The organism is Halomonas sp. CSM-2 (genome assembly GCF_002119345.1).
Taxonomy (GTDB): Bacteria; Pseudomonadota; Gammaproteobacteria; order Pseudomonadales; family Halomonadaceae; genus Vreelandella; species Vreelandella janggokensis.
Genome location: NZ_NBYR01000021.1, coordinates 1 through 18,708, shown reverse-complemented (window position 1 = coordinate 18,708; position 18,708 = coordinate 1). Strand labels below are relative to the sequence as shown.

Annotated in this window: 17 protein-coding genes and 2 pseudogenes; 12 read left to right on the top strand and 7 right to left on the bottom strand. The window is 56.4% G+C overall.

Annotation, left to right across the window (positions count from 1 at the left end; genetic code table 11):
* Positions 1 to 32 precede the first annotated feature (32 nt).
* A complete protein-coding gene (locus tag B7L15_RS16420) occupies positions 33 to 608 on the bottom strand; it encodes a histidine phosphatase family protein (protein WP_085920007.1) in 576 nt (191 codons plus the stop codon).
* A 209-nt stretch (positions 609 to 817) separates the two neighbouring features.
* Positions 818 to 1,858: a zinc-dependent alcohol dehydrogenase family protein gene (locus tag B7L15_RS16415; protein ID WP_085920006.1), complete on the bottom strand. Its 1,041-nt coding sequence runs from the start codon at positions 1,856 to 1,858 to the stop codon at positions 818 to 820.
* Positions 1,859 to 1,993: 135 nt separating this feature from the next.
* Between B7L15_RS16415 and B7L15_RS16410 the strand changes: the two genes are divergently transcribed.
* The 6 genes from B7L15_RS16410 to B7L15_RS16385 all read left to right on the top strand — a co-directional run bounded on the left by B7L15_RS16410 (position 1,994) and on the right by B7L15_RS16385 (position 8,897).
* A complete protein-coding gene (locus tag B7L15_RS16410; protein WP_085920005.1) occupies positions 1,994 to 2,473 on the top strand; it encodes an Lrp/AsnC family transcriptional regulator in 480 nt (159 codons plus the stop codon).
* 149 nt (positions 2,474 to 2,622) lie between these two features.
* Positions 2,623 to 2,916 (top strand): helix-turn-helix domain-containing protein, encoded by a 294-nt coding sequence (locus B7L15_RS16405; RefSeq protein WP_085920004.1) that lies wholly within the window; start codon positions 2,623 to 2,625, stop codon positions 2,914 to 2,916.
* Complete coding sequence (locus B7L15_RS16400) at positions 2,906 to 4,195, top strand: type II toxin-antitoxin system HipA family toxin (RefSeq protein WP_085920003.1); 1,290 nt, start codon at positions 2,906 to 2,908, stop codon at positions 4,193 to 4,195. The genes B7L15_RS16405 and B7L15_RS16400 overlap by 11 nt, the downstream gene beginning before the upstream one ends.
* Before the next feature lie 184 nt (positions 4,196 to 4,379).
* The gene (locus B7L15_RS16395; RefSeq protein WP_085920002.1) at positions 4,380 to 6,902 is read left to right on the top strand and encodes an HsdM family class I SAM-dependent methyltransferase; all 2,523 of its coding nucleotides are present in this window, start codon (positions 4,380 to 4,382) and stop codon (positions 6,900 to 6,902) included.
* Positions 6,895 to 8,172, top strand: coding sequence for a restriction endonuclease subunit S (locus B7L15_RS16390; protein ID WP_085920001.1), 1,278 nt, complete (start codon positions 6,895 to 6,897; stop codon positions 8,170 to 8,172). The genes B7L15_RS16395 and B7L15_RS16390 overlap by 8 nt, the downstream gene beginning before the upstream one ends.
* A gap of 20 nt (positions 8,173 to 8,192) precedes the next feature.
* Complete coding sequence (locus tag B7L15_RS16385) at positions 8,193 to 8,897, top strand: type I restriction endonuclease (RefSeq protein ID WP_085920000.1); 705 nt, start codon at positions 8,193 to 8,195, stop codon at positions 8,895 to 8,897.
* 5 nt (positions 8,898 to 8,902) lie between these two features.
* Here B7L15_RS16385 and B7L15_RS16380 read toward each other — a convergent pair whose 3' ends face one another.
* From B7L15_RS16380 to tnpA, 4 genes are read right to left on the bottom strand one after another with little or no spacing between them, the layout of a single operon-like run.
* Entirely contained in the window at positions 8,903 to 9,172 is a 270-nt protein-coding gene (locus B7L15_RS16380) for a hypothetical protein (protein ID WP_085919999.1), read from the bottom strand.
* The gene (gene tnpC, locus B7L15_RS16375; RefSeq protein ID WP_176243714.1) at positions 9,162 to 10,814 is read right to left on the bottom strand and encodes an IS66 family transposase; all 1,653 of its coding nucleotides are present in this window, start codon (positions 10,812 to 10,814) and stop codon (positions 9,162 to 9,164) included. Before tnpC ends, B7L15_RS16380 begins: the two co-directional genes overlap by 11 nt.
* A gap of 28 nt (positions 10,815 to 10,842) precedes the next feature.
* The gene (tnpB, locus tag B7L15_RS16370) at positions 10,843 to 11,187 is read right to left on the bottom strand and encodes an IS66 family insertion sequence element accessory protein TnpB (protein ID WP_085918257.1); all 345 of its coding nucleotides are present in this window, start codon (positions 11,185 to 11,187) and stop codon (positions 10,843 to 10,845) included.
* Positions 11,184 to 11,474, bottom strand: coding sequence for an IS66 family insertion sequence element accessory protein TnpA (gene tnpA / locus B7L15_RS16365; RefSeq protein ID WP_085918256.1), 291 nt, complete (start codon positions 11,472 to 11,474; stop codon positions 11,184 to 11,186). The genes tnpB and tnpA overlap by 4 nt, the downstream gene beginning before the upstream one ends.
* Before the next feature lie 86 nt (positions 11,475 to 11,560).
* Here tnpA and B7L15_RS16360 point away from each other — a divergent pair.
* Positions 11,561 to 12,256 (top strand): annotated as a pseudogene (locus B7L15_RS16360) (transposase); the annotation flags it as partial.
* Between the two features lie 244 nt (positions 12,257 to 12,500).
* Positions 12,501 to 12,723: pseudogene (locus B7L15_RS16355) on the top strand (IS3 family transposase); the annotation flags it as partial.
* A gap of 340 nt (positions 12,724 to 13,063) precedes the next feature.
* Here B7L15_RS16355 and B7L15_RS16350 read toward each other — a convergent pair.
* A complete protein-coding gene (locus B7L15_RS16350) occupies positions 13,064 to 13,729 on the bottom strand; it encodes a DUF5666 domain-containing protein (protein WP_085919997.1) in 666 nt (221 codons plus the stop codon).
* Between the two features lie 252 nt (positions 13,730 to 13,981).
* Here B7L15_RS16350 and B7L15_RS16345 point away from each other — a divergent pair, with 252 nt between their 5' ends.
* The 4 genes from B7L15_RS16345 (at position 13,982) to B7L15_RS16325 (ending at position 18,641) form a co-directional block, all read left to right on the top strand.
* Positions 13,982 to 14,638: a response regulator gene (locus tag B7L15_RS16345; RefSeq protein ID WP_085919996.1), complete on the top strand. Its 657-nt coding sequence runs from the start codon at positions 13,982 to 13,984 to the stop codon at positions 14,636 to 14,638.
* Positions 14,635 to 16,047 (top strand): sensor histidine kinase, encoded by a 1,413-nt coding sequence (locus B7L15_RS16340; protein ID WP_085919995.1) that lies wholly within the window; start codon positions 14,635 to 14,637, stop codon positions 16,045 to 16,047. Before B7L15_RS16345 ends, B7L15_RS16340 begins: the two co-directional genes overlap by 4 nt.
* 684 nt (positions 16,048 to 16,731) lie before the next feature.
* Positions 16,732 to 17,115, top strand: coding sequence for a histone-like nucleoid-structuring protein, MvaT/MvaU family (locus B7L15_RS16330; RefSeq protein WP_085919994.1), 384 nt, complete (start codon positions 16,732 to 16,734; stop codon positions 17,113 to 17,115).
* 611 nt (positions 17,116 to 17,726) lie between these two features.
* Entirely contained in the window at positions 17,727 to 18,641 is a 915-nt protein-coding gene (locus B7L15_RS16325) for a hypothetical protein (RefSeq protein WP_369596870.1), read from the top strand.
* Positions 18,642 to 18,708: the final 67 nt, after the last annotated feature.

Below are 18,708 nucleotides of genomic sequence, written 5' to 3'. Positions count from 1 at the left end.
CCGATTCATTGAAGGAAATTGGTAGAAACCGGCTACGGCGCGCGAACGTCCAGTCGGCCCACCACCTCCAGCCCATCCGCGGTCGGGCGCACCACCACCATCTCGCCTGACCCCACGCCGCGGCCGGTCAGCGCCGAGATATTCACCTGATGGGTTACCAGCAGCATGTTGCCTGACTTTTCCCAGGCGGCTATCTGCTCAAGAGCAGCTTGGGTGATGACGTCCCGATCACCGCGTCCGCGAAAGAACGAGTCCAGCCACGGCGCAGGCTCGACGTCGCCAATCTCCATGAGCTCGGCGGTATCCAGCGCCCGACACCAGCGCGACGCGTACACCGCACCGATGGGAATATCCCGCTCGCGAAACGCCTCGCCAATCGCCCGCGCCTGGGCACGCCCCTCCCCAGACAGGTTGCGCTGGGTCTCGCAGCGGCCACGTTCGAACCCGGGCGGGTCGCCGATGCCCGGCGCCAGCGCATGGCGCATCAGCATCACCAGACCGCCTTCTTCGAGCGACTGCCAGATGGCCTCGTTTGCCTGAACACCGAGCGGCAGCGCGCCCACTATGGCAAGGAGTAGGGTTAGTATTATGTGGCGAAGGGTGGGCATGGGGATTGTCCTTCAATCATTGATGAAGCATTGGCCAAGCTAACGGCAATAGGCATGTGATATTCACCAACCTTCCCGATTCAAGACGCGGCAGGCATTTGCCATGGCAAAGCCTAAACGACTTGGCGCGGCGATACGCGCTGACCCAGCCAGCCCCATTCAACGCAAGGATAGCTTCCTCATCAGCCGCAACGCCTAAGCACGCTTTCTCAAAACGCCGTCACTACCGTCACGCCCGCCCCTTCAAACTTATCCATGTTCATCAGCGCCTCAATGGACTGCTCGAGGGTGATGCGCCTGCCGATAAGTTGCTCAGGCGCCAGCTTGCCAGACTGGATCATCGCCAGCATGGCGCCGTAACGATGCGCCTGCATGCCGTGACTGCCGAGTATTTCAAGCTCGTTGGCAATCACCTGGCTCATGGGAATAGCCGGTGTGCTGTTCTCCGCCAACATCAGCCCGACCTGAATATGCTTGCCCCGTTTACGCAGGTTGCTGATAGAGTTAAAGCAGGTGGTCGGGTGCCCTAACGCATCCAGCGACACGTGAGCACCTCCCCGGGTTATGTCCGCCACCGCCTCTACCACATTGGCCACCTTGGCGGCATTCACGGTGGCAGTCGCGCCCAATTGGCGGGCCAGAGCAAGCGCTTTTTCCGAAATATCGATAGCGACAACGTTAGCGCCGATGGCGTTGGCAATCATCACGGCGGATAGACCCACACCCCCGCAGCCATGAACCGCCACCCACTGCCCGGCCGAGGTTTGACCCTGATCGACCACCGCCCGAAACGAGGTGACGAACCGACAGCCCAGGCTGGCTGCCGTGGCAAAGTCGAGCGTTTCGGGTAGCGCGACCAAGTTGACATCAGCGTAGTGAATACTCACATACTCGGCAAAGGATCCCCAGTGCGTGAAGCCGGGTTGGAACTGACTATCGCACACCTGATGGTTCCCGGCGTGGCACTCAGGGCAGCTGCCACAACCACCGACGAACGGCACCGTGACGCGATCGCCAATGCGCCACTGTTTGACGTCCTTGCCAACCGCTTCGACAACGCCTGCCAGCTCGTGCCCCGGCACATGAGGGAGCTGGATATCGGTATCGTGCCCCACCCAGCCATGCCAGTCGCTGCGGCATACCCCGTTCGCCATTACCTTTACCACCACGCCATGCGATTCTGGCGCCGGATCTGGCAACTGCTGTATATGGGGAGGGGCGGAAAACTGCTCAAAAACAACGGCTTTCATAAACGACTCCTGCGCGGTATCCATTGTTTTACTATAACCAACCGCCCCTGAAATTACTTTTCTGATGGATGGACACACAGACTAATTTTGAATCATTCTTTCTTTTAAACGCATAAATCTGAAAGAGATTTTCAAATGAGTCGACTGGACAAAATAGACGCCCAACTAATCGATAGCCTTCAAGCCGATGGTCGGCTATCCATCGCCAAGCTGGCCGAGCGGCTGGGAATGAGTGAAGCCACCTGCTGGCGGCGTCATAAACGCCTGGAAGAATTGGGCATGATCGAAGGCTATCAAGCCACGCTGAACCGTCGAAAGCTTGGCGGCAACGTGCTGGCCTTTGTGCAGATCACCTGTACGCAGCACAGCGAGGCGGCCACCGCGGAGTTCGAACGCATTATCCAGGCCAGCCCCCGGGTGCTCAGTTGCCATAACACCACCGGCGAGGCGGACTTCCTCTTGCAGGTCATCGCCCAGGACCTCGATGACTACAGCCGCTTCGTGGAAAAGGTGCTACGCCAGCTGCCGGGAGTATCGAGCATCCGCTCCAATATCTCCCTGCGGGAAATGAAGGCGACAAGCCATTTGCCGGTTGGGGAATTGCTGGGGCTGTGAGCGGGGTGGTTGGGAAAGGGGCCAACTGAACAACTTCAGCAGCAGACTGCAGTACGATAATTAACAAAATAATAGATACAATAATATCCAAAAAAAGCCAGAAACAGCTATAATGGATACATAGATATCCATTCCAAGGATGTTAGTTTATGCACCGTTTTCTGCTGTTAGACGATACCGATGTACAGCAAGCCTTTGCTGCTCACCTGCGTCGGTTACGCGAAAAGGCCAAGATATCCCGGGCGTCACTGGCGCAGCGCAGCAGTGTGCCCGCCCCCACCATCAAAAAATTTGAGCTCACCGGGCAAATCTCGTTTCGCCAGCTGCTGTTGCTATGGCAAAGCCTGGACGACTTGGCGCGGCTATACGCGCTGACCCATCACGACGCATTCAACACAAAGATACCTTCTTCAATTGATGAGGTACTCAGAGATGACCTTTAAGCCGACGCAACGGCTGAACGTGACGCGCACGCTATCAACCGGTGAACAGGTCGCGGCTGGCGTATTGGCACAAAACCGCCAAGGGGTATTCTTTCAGTACGCGGAAGGCTATCTAGAACAACATGGCAATCTATCGCCTTTTACGTTACAGCACGGCCTGATGCTTCAACCCGCCCCTAGAGCGCCGCATCAAGGGCTTCATGGCGTATTTGGCGACTGTTTACCCGACGGCTGGGGACTGCTGCTACAAGATCGCGTCTTTCGTCAGCATGGCATAGCACCTACGCAGCTGACGGCGATGGACCGGCTGGCATTTGTTGGCCAGCGCGGCATCGGTGCACTGACCTTTGAGCCAGCATCGGAGGCAGCGCCGACACAGAGCGATAACGAAGACCTGGCGACACTCGGCCTCCAGGCACAGGCCGTTTTTGATGGGCAAACGGAAGATGTGCTCAGCGCCTTGGTCGCAGCGGGTAGCGCCGGCGGGGCAAGGCCGAAGGCACAGCTTTTCATGCCGCCTGGCCAATCGAAAAAGTGCCGAACCTATGCCCAGCCAGAGGATGACGCCTGGCTGGTCAAGTTTACCTCTCAACACTTGCCACTGGGTCATGAAGAGGGGCTATGCGAAGCGGCATACCTGGAAATGGCTAAAACAGCAGGCCTTGAGCCGCCCGAATGGCAGTTACTACGCATACCTACGCCACAGGGTGAGCGCGCCTGGCTTGCCATCAAACGGTTTGATTGGATCCATCAGACAAACCCTGCGGGGCGCCTCCATATGCACAGCGCCTGCGGGCTGCTGGATGCCGATTTCCGAACCCCTAGCCTTGATTACACCGACCTGATCAAGGCAAGTCGCCAGCTGTGTCAATCCCCCGCCGTAGGCCAACTGCAATTCCGACGCGCACTGTTCAACTTATTTGCCTGCAACCAGGACGACCACAGTAAAAACTGGGCGTTTCTGCAGGATGATCACGGCCAATGGAAACCAGCACCGTTTTATGATGTGACCTTTAGCCCCCACCCTTTTGCAGTACACGCCACTGCCTATATGGGCTTTGGCAAGCAGCCTTCGCTAAAAGCCATCCAACAGCTCGCCACCCATGCAGGCTTTGCCAACTGGAAACAGGCTCAGCCGCACGTTCAGAAGATCGCGGACGTTATTGGCACCTTCCCGGCTGTGGCAAAAGACCTTGGTGTGAAAGCCAGCACGGTCAAGCTGATCACCCAGCGATTGAATCAAGCGTGGCGGGAGAACAAAGGTTTATTGTCCAGTTAAAGATAGCTGTTTGAAGATGAGAAATGGCGAAATTCTGAACCAGACACCCTTGGATGTTACGCGCTGTCCCTGCTTGATTTTTTCCTTGGTCGCCTGTGATTCGTTAGACTACTTAGTATTTAAATTTCGTTCTTTAGACTCCGCTCATGAGATTAAGTCTATTGAATTACCAAGGAATAGCGTAATGCCCCTGACCCTTCCCCAGCTTGAGCGCCATCTCTTTAGCGCCGCCGATATCCTGCGCGGCAAGATGGATGCTTCCGAGTTCAAGGAGTACATCTTCGGGATGCTGTTCCTGAAGCGCTGCTCGGACGTGTTCGACGAGCGCTATGCGCAGGTCGTCAAGGAGCAGATGGCCAAGGGCAAGACCGAGGCGGATGCGACCCAGATCGCCGAGAATCGCATCTGGTACAAAACAAGCTTCTACGTGCCGGAAACCTCGCGCTGGCGCTATCTGCTCAACGAAGCCCACAAGAACGTGGGCGATTTTCTCAACACCGCCCTCGGTGGCCTGGAGCAGGGCAACACCAGCCTGCAGGACGTGCTGGAGCATATCGACTTCAACCGCAAGGTCGGCCAGAGCAAGATCTCCGATGCCAAGCTGCGTTCACTGATCAACCACTTCAATAACCACCGGCTGCGCGACCGGGATTTCGAGTTCCCCGACCTGCTGGGCGCAGCCTATGAATACCTGATCGGCGAATTTGCCGACTCGGCGGGCAAGAAAGGCGGCGAATTTTATACACCCCGCTCGGTGGTGCGCATGATGGTGCGGCTACTAAACCCGCAGCAGAACCACCGCGTTTACGACCCCTGCTGTGGTTCCGGCGGCATGCTGATCGCTTCAAAAGAGTGGGTCGACGAGCACGGCGTTGAGGGCTACCGTTTGGATTGCTACGGCCAGGAGAACGCCGGTACCGTGTGGTCGATCGCCAAGATGAACATGCTGCTGCATGGCATCACGTCATCGAGCCTGGAAAACGAGGACACGCTGGAACACCCTCGCCACGTGAAAAACGGCGAATTGCAGCGCTTCGACCGCGTTCTGACCAATCCGCCGTTCTCCTATAACTTCGGAAGCAAGGACACGGACGACAGCGGCCAGCCGGTATTTCAGCCTGAGCTGCGTAGTGAACGTTTCAAGTACGGAGAGGTGCCGCTGGGCTCGAAGAAAGCCGACCTGATGTTCCTGCAGCATATGCTGGCGGTGTGTGCCGACGGCGGCATGGTCGCCACCGTCATGCCCCACGGTGTGCTGTTTCGGGGTGGTGAAGAGAAAAACATTCGCAAGGGCATCATCGAAGACGACCTGCTCGAAGCCGTCATCGGCCTGCCGCCCAACCTGTTCTACGGCACCGGCATCCCCGCCTGCATTCTGATCCTGCGTCAGCGCCACAGCATTGGCGCCCATCAGGTGGCCAGCAAGCACCCGGAGAATCAGGGCAAGGTGCTGTTCATCAATGCCGACCGCGAATACTTCGAAGGCCGCGCCCAGAATCATCTGATGCCGGAGCATATCGAAAAGATCGCCGCCATCTACGAGGCCTTCGCCGCGGGCCAGGGGCAGGACGTGCCCGGCTTTGCCAGTATCGTCAGCGTCGAGACGCTCGCCGAGAACGGCTACAACCTCAATATCCGCCGTTATGCCGACAATGCCCCGCCGCCGGAACCCCACGACGTGCATGCCCATCTGGTCGGCGGCATTCCCGAGGCCGAGATCGAGGCCAAACGGCCGCTGCTCGATGCCCAGGGGCTCGACCCGGCGGCGGTGTTCGCGCCCAAGCCCGGTGACGCCGGCTATTGGCTGTTCCGCGAAGCTATCGCCACCAAGGCCTATATCAAGCCCGCCGTCGAGCACAACGCCGGGGTACTGGCGCAAGAGCAGTCGCTGCGCGAGGCGTTCGAGGCGTGGTGGCAGCGCCACCGGCAAAGCATCACCGCGCTGGCGCAACACCGTGAATACGCCGCACTGCGGAAAGAGCTGCTCAACAGCTTCACCGAGAGCCTGCATCCGATAGGGCTGCTGGACGACTTTCAGGTCAGCGGCATGATCGCGGGCTTCTGGCACCAACAGAAGTACGACTTCCTTACCCTGATGGCGCGGGATGCCCACGGCGTGGTCGATGCCTGGCGCACCAGCATCGTCACGGCGCTGGAAGACAAGCTCGACAAGGAGGACCCGCTGGAACACAAGCTGGTGAAGTTCCTGCTCGGCGGCTTCCTCGAAAAACTGCAAACCCTGGAGCAGCAACAGGCGGAACTCGACAGCCAGATCAAGGCCGCCGAGGAGCAGTTGCCGAAGCCCGGCGGCAGCGACGACGATGATGAGAGTGACACCAGCGCCGGCGAGGAAGTGCTTTCCGAGGTCGAGCGCGCTCGGCTGGAAAAACAGATCAAGGAGTGGAAAAAGCAGCGTACTACGCTTGCCAAAAAGCTCAAGGCCAAGCGGGCCACCCTGCCGGATGAGCTCAATGGTGAGGTCGACGCGCTGGATAACGCCCAGGCCGCCGAGCTATTGCTGACCATTTTGCACGACGATATGACCGCCATCGTCGAGCGCTATATCGGCAACCAGCGCCAGCAGGTCGTCGCCGCCGTGGAAAACTGGTGGGACAAGTACAAAGTGACGCTGACCGAGATCGAGCAGGCGCGGGATAGCGCGGCGAAGACGCTGGCTGGTTATCTGGAGGGGCTGGGGTATGTTTGAAGAACAGCCGCTTGGATGCCTTGTGAAACGGCATATTGGCGGTGGCACGCCGAGTCGCCAGATGAAAAGCTTTTGGAAAGGCCCGATACCATGGGCCTCTGTAAAAGATTTCAAAGATGATCAAGTTTCTCTTTCTGAGACAGAAGAATATATTTCACCAGAAGGTCTGTCAGCGAGCGCATCAAATCTTATTCCTGAAAATACCGTTGTTATCTGTTCTCGTATGGCTGTCGGTCGTGCAGCGATAACCGCACTTCCCATCGCTATCAACCAAGATCTGAAAGCACTGTTTGCTCGTGATGGCATGGATGAACGTTATTTATTAAGGCTTTTGCATTGGGTAAAAGTAGAGGCTGAAAAGAAAGCCGTTGGCTCTACCGTTAAGGGTATACGAATTGCTGATTTGCTGGCGCTCGAAGTCCCAATTGCTCCTGAGGATGAGCAGCCAGCCATCGCCAATATCCTCGACACCCTCGACACCCAAATCCGCCAGACCGAGGCCATTATCGCCAAGCTGCAGCAGGTCAAGCAGGGCCTGCTGCACGACCTGCTTACCCGAGGCATCGACGAAAACGGCCAGCTTCGCCCGCCCTGCGAGCAGGCGCCGGAGTTGTATAAGGAGTCGCCGCTGGGGTGGATTCCGAAGGAGTGGAGAGTTTCGGCTGCATCTGAATTTTGTACAGGAATAATTGACTGTAAAAACAGAACTCCACCGGAGTCGCCAGATGACTATGCAGTGATAAAAACGTCGAATATTAAACAGGGCGTTCTGATAGAAGATGGCCTTACTTATACCGATGAAAGATCATATCAAATCTGGACAGCTAGGGGAGAGCCAAAAGCTGGAGATGTGGTTATTACTCGTGAAGCACCTATAGGTGAGTCCTTTATCATAGAGCCCACTATGCCAAAAATGTGTTTGGGGCAAAGGATGATGCTTTATAGACCTGATCTTCAAAAGGCTCGCCCTGAATTCCTGCATCTATCAATAATGTTTGAGCTTACTCAGCGCAGACTCCTTGATTTGGCTGGGGGGTCCACAGTGGGACATGTTCGGGTGGGAGATGTCAGAGATTTTTTGTTTTCTCTTCCAGAAACCCAAGAACAGAGAAGAATAGAAAAGTATGCTGGAAATATTAAGGGTCGGCTTTCTTTCGAGCTCTTGGAGCTTCAAAAACTCAAAAAACAAAAAGCAGGTCTAATGGACGATCTGCTCACCGGCCGGGTGCGCGTCACCGAGCTGATCGAGCAACAGCACCAGGCCAGCTAACCAGAACAAGGAGAGGCCGGATGGGGCCGGAGTGGCAACTGAGCGAACAGCCGTTGATCGCGCAGCTCGAGGCGATGGGCTGGACGTATATCAAGGGCAGCCTGGACGACCCGGCGGCGACCGGGCGCGAGCGCTTTGCCGAGGTGGTGCAGCAAGGTGTGCTGCGCGAGCGGCTTCGGGCGATCAATACCCGCACGCTGTTGGACAGCAGCCGCGCTGAATGGCTGGACGATGAGCGCATTAGCACGGCAGTATCAGCGCTGACGCGCATCGCCGCGCCGGGGCTGATCGAGGCCAACCGGATGGCCACCGAGCTGCTCACCGAAGGCATCGTGGTCGATGGCTTGGCGGACTGGGATGGCGGCCGTTCGCGCTCGATCCGCTATATCGATTGGGACGTACCCGCCAACAACCAGTTTACGGTCATCAATCAGTACAAGGTGAAGTGCCCGCCGGGGCATGACACCGCCAAGCAGCATATCGTCCCCGATCTGGTACTACTGGTGAACGGCATCCCGCTGGTGGTGATCGAGTGCAAGAGCCCGAATCTGGCCGAGCCGATGGCGGAGGCCATCGACCAACTGCGCCGCTATAGCGACCAGCGCTTCGCCAGCGGTGAGGCGGGCGACCACGAAGGTGCCCCGGCGCTGTTCAACACCAATCAGCTCTTGATCGCCACCTGCTTTGACGACTGCCGGGTGGTAAGCGTTCATTCCAGGACGTAGTTGACTTACTTCACGTTGCGGAGAGGCCTTAACAACTCCGGCGAGACCTTGTATTGTTTGGTGCCGTCCTCGGCTAACACGATCACGCTCTTGCGGTTGATCTTGGTGACGATCCCCAGTAACGGTCCTTCCCGGCCCTCGAAGGTCACTTTCAGGCCCACTCGCAACTGGCTCAGCGCCTGCAGATTTTCCTGGTCCCGCAGCTCATCGATTCGTTGGCAGATGACTCTGTTCAGTTCCAGCAACTGGTCGATGCTCATGTCGTCAATGCGCATGAACGGTGGCCTCCAGTGGTGTGTTCTGTCGGTCAGGATGACGTGGGTCGATCAGTGCCCGTAACGGGTTCTCGGYGAACCGGGTTTTCCAGAGCCGCGGCGTCAGATTCGCCGCCTCACTGGCCGGGTGTTGACTGATGCGTTGCAACACGTCCACCAGGTAGGTATATGGATTCAGGTCGTGCAGTTTGCAGGTGCTGATCAGGCTCTGGATGATACCCAGGTGCTCCGCCCCCAGTTCGGTCCAGCAGAACATCCAGTTTTTCTTGCCCATTGGGATGGGGCGTAGCGCCCGTTCCAGGTGGTTGGTGTCTGGCTGCACCTCGGGATCTTCCAGGAACACGGTCAGGCTGGCTTCGCGGCTGAGCACGTAGTTAAGGGCTTTGGTCAGTGGATCGCTGGGCACCAGGCCGCCTTGCTCCAGGTGATCCCGGCACCACTGGAAGAAGTCGCTAACGACTGGCTTCGAGTGAGCCAACCGGTACTGCCGTTTCTTCTCGCCACTCAGGTTCTGGGCGCGGATATTATCTTCGTTCCGGTACAGGTTGGCGATTTGTTGTAAGGCCTCGGTGACCTGCTCCGGGTGATCCTTCTGGGCGTCGATAAAGTAACGCCGGGCGTGCACCCAGCACTGGGCATGGGTGACGTTTTCCTGGGCGGCAGCGTAGCGGGCATAGGCCGCGTAGCCGTCACTGATCAGGGTGCCGCTGAACGACTCGCTTAGGACCTGTTCGATGTGGGCACGCCCACGGCTGTTCGAGTAGGTGAACACCACCTCGTCCGCATCGCCGTATAGCGGCCAGAACCAGCCGGATTTCATCTTGCCTTTTTGTGGGCCCGCCCGACCTTGGTGACCGGCCTTGATGGGCGTTTCATCCATGGCCAGTACCCGGCTGCGCAGCACGTTGTCGGTCTGCGCATCCACAATCGGCCGAAGCAGGTCGATGGCGCGCTTGACCAGATGGGTCAGGGTGCTGCGACTGACGGTGACACCGGCCTGCTGGATGCGCTGATGTTGGCGATACAACGGCAGGTGGAACTGGAACTTATCCACCAACAGCCCGGCTAGCAGGCTGACATCGGCTAGGCTGTTGTCCAGTACGTTGAACGGCGCCCTCGTCGTCACCGGCTTCCCGGTTCCTTTGCGTCGGAACACCGGGCGCTCGCACTTGAGCACCACATAACTGGCGGCCCGCTGGGCCAGGCGGTAGGTGATCTTGGTGCCGATGATGTCATACTGATCGGCATCAGGACCGGTCAGCTCCGGCGGTAGATGCTCGATGACTTCTACGGGCACATCCGCGGTGAAGCGCAGGCCGGTGTCGTTCAGGCAGTCGTCGTCCCGCTGTTTCTTGGCGGTACCGCGTTGATAAGCCCGAACCGGACGTGGTTCATCGTCGGCAGGCTTCTTCGGTAACGGGGCATCCTCTGACGGGAACAGGCAGTCCTGTTCCGGAATATCATAAACCAGCTTCTCGGATTTGGGGCCGAACAGCTGTTTCTTGAACCAGTCCAGTTGATGCGTCAGCTGACGAATGGCCTCCGCCTGGGCACCCAACTGCTCCCGCAACACGGCATTCTCCTCGGCTAGAGCCGAGGAGGAAGGCGCGTTAGAAGAAGGAGTGAAGGCCGTTGAATTCATGGCCAATATTATACCGGAAGCTGACCGTCTATACCCCTCGAAAACGCTTGAACTGGCGGTATTTTTGCACTTCGATGCCATCGATCAGCAGTTGCAGATCCGTCAGGGTAAGGGCTCGCTGACCGGAGGCGGACAACGGCACCCGGAACTGCCCCTGCTCCAGGCGTTTGGCCCACAGGCAATAACCGGTGGCGGTAAAATACAGCATCTTCATCTGGGTCTTGCGGCGATTGACGAAGACGAAATACTGACCGCTGAGTGGATCGTGTTGGAGCTGATTCCGGACCAGGGCACTCAAACCCCGGAACGATTTGCGCATGTCGGTGGGCTCGGTGCACAGCCAGATGCGCGCCTGGCTATCGAGCCCGATCATCCGTTCTGGCTCAGCCGCAGTTCGACGCCGTTGCCGAGGCTAAGCACAATGTTCCAGCCTGGGCCAGAGGTTTGCGACGTCCCCATCAGCGATGACAAATCCAGAAAGCTGGCGTCACCGGATCCTGCCGACTCCTTGGCCGAGGGGCCGGACAAACGCTTGCGCCAGTGGCAGAAGCTGGCATAGCCAATGCTCTCTTGTTTACAAAATTGCGGAGCTGACAAGCCGCTGGCGTGCTGCTGATCAACCAGGGCCTGCCACTGTTCCGGCGTACGGTGCTTTTTCATGGGGGTAACCTCGTGTTGGAAAATATGAGGTTACTGTAGGGCGATTTTCAGCGGGGTGGCAGGACGTCCTGGAATGAACGCTTACTCTCGAACAGCAACGCCAGGTCTTTGCCGACGAGGGGCGCCGGCTCGACTATGTCGTCAAATGGAACCCGCGYGGCTCGGCCACGGCTGATCGAGATACCTGGCTGGCGGTGGCGGCGGACTACTGGGAAGAGCTGCGTCCTGGCAAGCGCCAGGCGCTGTGGWCGCAGACCGTCTCGATCCACGACGACAACAAGACCGAATACGTCGTCCAACGCGTGATGCGCCTGGTAGAGCGCACCGCCGATSGCGATGGCCAGTTGCTGCTCGAACCGGACTATGAGTTGGAAGGCTGGTGGACCAGCCTGGACGAGGCGCCGGAGGCGGTGATCAARCGCTACCAGGCGCATGCCACCCATGAGCAGTTTCACAGCGAGATCAAGACCGATCTCGACCTGGAGCGCTTGCCGTCCGGCAAGTTCGCCACCAACGATCTGATCCTGCATCTCGCCCAGTTGGCCTACAACATCCTGCGCCTGATGGGACAGCTGGGCATGACCGGCGAGCTGAGCCCGGTTCGCCACCCGGCCAAGCGGCGCCGGCTGCGCACCGTGCTACAAGAGYTGGTGCACCGTGCGGCTCTCGTGATTCACAAGGCACGGCAGATCATCCTCGACTTCGGGCAGGATATCGGGCGCATGACGGTGCTCAAGACGCTGCGGAGCCGACTGCGTTATCCACGAGGAACGCCATGCTGACCGTCAATCGGCGACACTCTATCCACAAGCAGTTCCAAGCGACACGCGATCGCCAGATATGTCGTGCCTGGCGGGTGGAAAGGCATGACAAAACGGGCCGTCAGCACCGATCAGCACGGTGGGTTTTGGCAATAACGGGCTTGCGAAAGCCAACTTGCACGGGGCGAATGATCAAAAAGTGCTCGCTGGCGGTGATAGGGAAAGTGTCGGCGCCGGCTTCACGGATTCAGGTGATAGCCAGATCATGGCAATACTGAAGCAGGCCGAAAGTGGTGTCCCCTATGCCTGAACTCTTTCGTGAATACTGCATGATCAGTACTAACTTTCATTATTGGCGAGCCAAATTCGGCTGCATGGATACCTCCATGATCAAACGAATGAAAGAGCTCAAGGATGAAAGTTGGCGGTTGAAGAAAATGTATGCCGAAGCACGCCTCAAGTCCGAGCTGCGTAAGGAAGCCCTAGCCTAGATTTCTCAGAGTACCTCAGTGCGTACGTAATGCATCTATGCTGGTTGATCTGCCCTGCTAAAAACGGACACGCGGTTAAGCGCTGTTTTTGAGCTCCTAGTCCATGGGACTGACGTAACCCAAAGAAACTCTACTTATCGCCCCTATTATAAATGCGGGGATTACATTTTTGGTAAGCTGGATATACTGGTCAAGTGAAGGGGCAGGTTTCAAATCCAACGACGAGAAGCCATAATTTGTTGTTCTGAGAGATGTTGGATGCATTACTCCATCTGGCGTTACACACAAAAATGCCCTACCAATGGACAGGGCATTTCAATGGAAAAACGAGGATTACTTAGCTGTTGGTATCCTGTTCTTGATTATCAAGGATGACAATAGAATCTGCCATCAGCTCCATGTTTTCCATAAGGTCGGTATCTAGGTCACCGGTTACCGTGACGAGATCACCTTCGTTGATCTGCTGGTACCCTTTTTCATCGAGTGGATCGTAGCTCAATGAGGTGGTATCGATAGTCATCTGTTGGAGGTCCGTATCGATGGTGAACTCGAACTCGCTGGTACTGGTGACGGTGCCGGTGAGCTCCGTATATCCAGGAACGATGGGTGTCACGACGTTGTAAAGTAGATCTTCCTCATCGGCACTGTCGGCATAGAAGTAGGAGCCGAGACTCTCGACGTAGACACTTCCAGCCTCGATCTTGGCAGCTTCGGCTAATCCGTCATCCACTTTGCCGTAGACCGTGACCTTGTCACCCTCTATAAGTCCATATCCATCTTTTTCGAACCAGCTCCAGTCATCCATCTCGACCGTGATAGTGCCTTGGCCATAATCTAGAATGAAGCTGCTGGGGCCTGTATCCACTGCGGTACCGCTCAAGTTGATCCAAGTATCATCGGGCTTGGTGTAGGGCGACTCTGCAGCGAGTACCATGGCCGGTGCCATAGTGGCCGCGGCTGTGATGGTGAGCATGAATGTCATTCGAGTCTTTAGCATTTTCATGAAAAACCTCCATTACGTTAATCGAACAAAGCATTGATTTCACGTTTCGGTAATGGGCCTGTTCAAAACCCATGAGCACAGCATCAGGGCCAGACATTAACCGAACCTTAGCGCTAAAAAGATCTCTTGCTTGCTGAGCTGAATTATCAGTATGAGGCGAGTGGTTCGGTGCGATGTTGGGCAGACTAGGGCACCTCTGGAGTGCTAAGGTAAGTTCTATCCTGAAGACTCCTGCTCTAAAGAGTGAACGACATGCGAATTCTGGTCGTGGAAGACGATGAAATTCTTGGCGATGGCCTCTGCGAGGGGTTGCGGCAGGACGGACATACCGTCGATTGGTTGAACGATGGTCGTGTGGCTGAACAGGCGTTGGCAACCGATACTTTTGATACCATCGTGCTGGACTTGTCCCTACCTGGACGTTCTGGGCTTGATATCCTTGCTTCTTGGCGTCGGTCGCAGCATCTCACGCCCGTGCTCGTATTGACTGCCCGTGAAGGCACGCGGGATTGCATTGCCGCCCTGGATCTGGGTGCCGATGACTATGTGGTCAAGCCCGTCGATCTGGCGGAACTCGAAGCCCGGTTGCGCGCGTTGTTACGTCGTGCCAACGGCCATGCGGATAACCGTCTGTCATGTGGCACCCTGGTTTTGGATCGTGCCGATCAGATGGTCTGGTGCGGTGACGAGGCTGTTGATCTATCGGCCTACGAATTTGTTGTGCTTGAGGCGTTGCTGGAGCGGCCAGGTCGAGTCGTCAGCCAGGGACAGCTCGAATCATGCCTCTATGGCTGGGGCGATGGGCCGGAAAGCAACAGCCTGCATGTCCTTATCCATAAGCTGCGTTCGCATATTGGTGCGTCTCGTATCGAGACGGTTCGCGGCCTTGGTTATCGGGTCGTGCCATGAAGCCGCGAGTCATCCGGCATATCTCTATCGGCTTGCATGCACGGCTGATCCTTTGGCTGCTGGCTTTGCTGGGTACGCTCTGGGTGGTGCTCTGGTCGAATACCACAAGCACCGTGAAGGATACGGCATCCGAGGATATCGACCAGCGCCTGAAAACCACCGCGACCCTGCTATTGGATCTCTATACTCGACAAGAGCCTGATAGGGCATCCCGCGATCAAGCACCGACGATCAGGCCATCTCGAGAAGTCGTGCTGTCGATCCCGCTGACAATGGGGTGGGAGACACCGCTTAGCTTCGAGATCATCTCGCTCGACAAGGGCATTCTGGCAGCCACACCCGACTTCCCGGGTGCCGCCCGAGACTCGTCACCGGGCTTCGAGGACAAGTTCATCGAAGACCAGGAATGGCGAATTTTTACCTTAGGTGATCGCCGACAGCGCCTCGTCAGCCGTGTAGCGATCATGCAATCCAATGGCGCGACCAGAGCCGACAATCTGTACAGCGAGTTTGCCTCACCATTGATCTGGCTCCTGCCTGTCTTCGCTATACTGGCGGTATTTTCGGTTTGGCGAGGCTTGGCTCCTCTACGACGACTTGAGAAAGTCATCGCCGATCAGGATCCATTGGCACCCAGCCCACTGGATATCGACCCGGCGCAGGTTCCCAGCGAACTGCGCCCACTGATCATCACACTTGACCGATTAATGAAGAAAGTAAAGGAAGTATTGACTCGTCAACGCGCTTTCACTGCTGCGGCCGGGCATGAGCTGCGCACTCCGCTAGCAGGGTGCCGGGCACAGCTACAGGTCGCGCATCGAAGCCAGGAAGTTGACAAGCGGCAAGGTGCCATCGACAAGGCCCAACACTCTATCGATCATATGTCGGCTCTTGTCGAGCAGTTGCTGCTGCTCGCTCGACTCGACCCGGCAGCGCCACCACCGGACGTAGAGCCCCTAAACCTCGGCCATCTGGTTCGGCAAATTGTCGATGAGGTCGATGCATCCAATGCCGATATCCGGCTTCGCTTTCAAGGCGTTGATCGAGCCCTTTATGTTCAGGGCAATCCCACTTTGCTCGATACGCTGATCGCTAACCTGTTGACCAATGCGATACGCTTTTCCCCGCCACAGGGAAGGGTTGACGTAAGCCTAACCAGGCAGCGTGACAAGGCCGTTATTCAGGTCATCGACCAGGGCCCTGGTATCCCTCTGGAGGAACGCGAGATAGTCTTCGACCCCTTCCAATATCGTGAGCCCGACGCATCGGGCAAGAGTGGCAACGGACTGGGGTTGGCGATCGTTAAGGCAGTCGCTAATGCCCATGGTGGGTGGGCCGAGGTCGTTTCTCCCGACAAAGACGGAACCGAATTTCGAATTCACCTGCCCTTGGCGATCTCGACGATTTGAGGAGACTTTTCAGCTTCCATCAAAGACCGACGGTCGCTGTCATCCTTCAAACACTCGATGCGACAGGATCTGTTCGCGATCCAAAAGACTCGAACGCTTTCCCAGTTGTTGATACTGGGACTGTTAGCCCAAACGCCTCTCAATAGGGAGCGCGTGCTGGTCTTGCCATGATGATATCACTGCATCCCTTACCAACATCTGCTAGGAATTTCTTATGGAACGCCTCTTCATTTACGGGACGCTCGGCCCGGGTGGTCCCAACGAACACATCATGTAAGAGATCGGATGGGAGTGGGAAGACGGTCATATCAAAGACCACCTTATTGAAGCAGGCTGGTGTGCCGTTATGGGCTTTCCAATCCTAGTGTTGGACGAGGCTGGGATGCCATCGAAGGGCACGTCTTCGTGTCAGAGAACTTGTCGAAACACTGGGAGACTCTGGATGATTTCGAAGGTGCTGAATACCAGCGTGTGCGCCAACAATGACGCTCGCGAGGGGAGGTACTTTTGAAGCAAACGTATATGCCCTTCGTAGCTGAAGCGTCTTGCCGTTGTTTGTTAAGACGCAAAGAAAATAGCCTTTCGTATCACAGCTCTAAGGTCGAAAAATACAACCCCAGGGTTGATATCATATATTGAACGAAGGAAAATCACGCACAATATTAAAGCGTTGGAGTAAATCATATGCCGTCAGTTTTAAATGATTACCTTAAGAAGGAGCAAATGTTAAAGCAGCTTCAAGAAGAGCTGCAGCAGCTAGAAAGTAATAGCGAGCTCAAGAAGGAGCTAGAGTTCAAAGAAAGGTTGTACGCGCTTATGTCTGAATACGGAAAAGCGGCGCGTGATGTGTGTGAAATATTAGACCCTTCTAGTCTTAATGCTCCCAAAAAAGGTGCCAAGGGCGCCGCGAAAGGCGGTCGTAAAAAGCGGCTGTTGAAGGTCTACAAGAACCCCCACACAGGTGAGGTGGTCGAAACTCGAGGCGGGAATCACAAGGTTATTCAAGAGTGGAAAGCTGAGTATGGTAACGAAGAGGTCATGAGCTGGGTTGTGGACGAACGAGGCTAGGCCTATCTTGTTGTGCAGTAGGGTTAGCTCTCAACGCAGGTAAGCGCTAAATCCTTATTTAACCAGTAAATTCCACTAGCGCTACTAGCTAGGCTAGAGCTTGTCGCTAAAAATGTGATCCTACTGCTGCCTCTGAACCCTGTATAGTTGATTTCAGCCTCCACCATCTCAGTGGGACGGCGGTCTCAATGACCAAGATCCAATATCTGATCTACTTGGAGAGGTGTTACATGGCTCTTGTTATGGGCAGCTTTCTGCAAAGGCAGAGCCACTCCATGATGATCTAGATATACAACCCAATGACCATTTTATCTGCTAAAGAGCACTGCTTTCTCAGTATGCAGCCAGGAAGAACTCAATGCGATTAATGATTCGCTGAACAAGCGGCCACGCATGACATCGGACTAGTGACATTGCTGGACGTTTGATTACGAGTTGCCCTTCATATAAGACCGTAGTGGGTCTGTGGTCAGCATGAGAGATCGCCGTGATAAGCAGAGAGAACAGTTCTGACTTGGAAGAAAGGTCCAGTTTTGAGTACAGATTTTTCGTTGCATCTGTACTGTGTCCAGGGAGATATCCAGCTTGCCCCAACCTTTATGGAGGCCTAGATGACGTTAGGTTTCAATACAGACGGACCGTTGACAGATGTTCTCGCAGGCCCATTGCTCAGACGTATCTCACCCCAGCGCATGGTGGTTTGGCTGGTAGGTGTGCGGCCCCTCGACCTCAGTTTGATGCTCCATCCGAATGGACATCCGCCGCGTCGTTTGCACCTGAACGACAAGCGAGTGAGGCGCTTGCCACTAGGCCGCCATGCTTGGCTTCACTTGATAGACGTGCCCTTAAAGACTCCTTTGCCCAGCGACGTGCGCATCGACTATGACCTGAAACTTGCGTCCGAGCAGGGCGACAGTGGCATTGCTGACTGGGCGCCACATCTGCTGCAGGAGGGAGCGAAGTACCCCTGCTTCGTGCTCACCAACGATCATCGTCGTCTACTCCATGGCTCCTGCCGCCGTCCCCACTACGATGGTCCAGACGGTCTGGCGCGTGCCGATGCCTGGCTGGCAGAGCGCCGAGAGTCCCCCGAGGCCTGGCCCGCCTGGCTTCTGATGACTGGCGACCAGGTCTATGCCGACGACGTGTCAGGCCCCATGCTGGTGGCTATTCACTCGCTGATCCGTCGCCTGGGTCTTTTCGACGAAACGCTCAAAGGTTCCACTGTCACCGACAGCCAAGAGCTCTATTCAAGTGAGGCGACTTATTACCGCCGCGAAGCGCTACTTCCAGACGTTGAGAGCAGTGCTGACCTGCGTGAGCGCTTCTTTGGTGGGGTTCGCAAACCGGTCTTCACCTCGGCCAACGCCCATAACCACTTGATGACCTTCGCCGAGGTCATCGCCATGTACCTGCTTGTCTGGTCACCAGTGCCCTGGCGTTTGGGAGTTATTGTCAAATTCTGTGTATGGCCGGTCAGGCGGCAGTCCTGTCTGACTGATCGGTCAAGGGTTCGCCGTCCTTGAACTGGACGTTGTTCACGACCAGCTCCAGCTTGTTGAACCCCTTGATCCGCTTCCAGCGCTTCTGGGC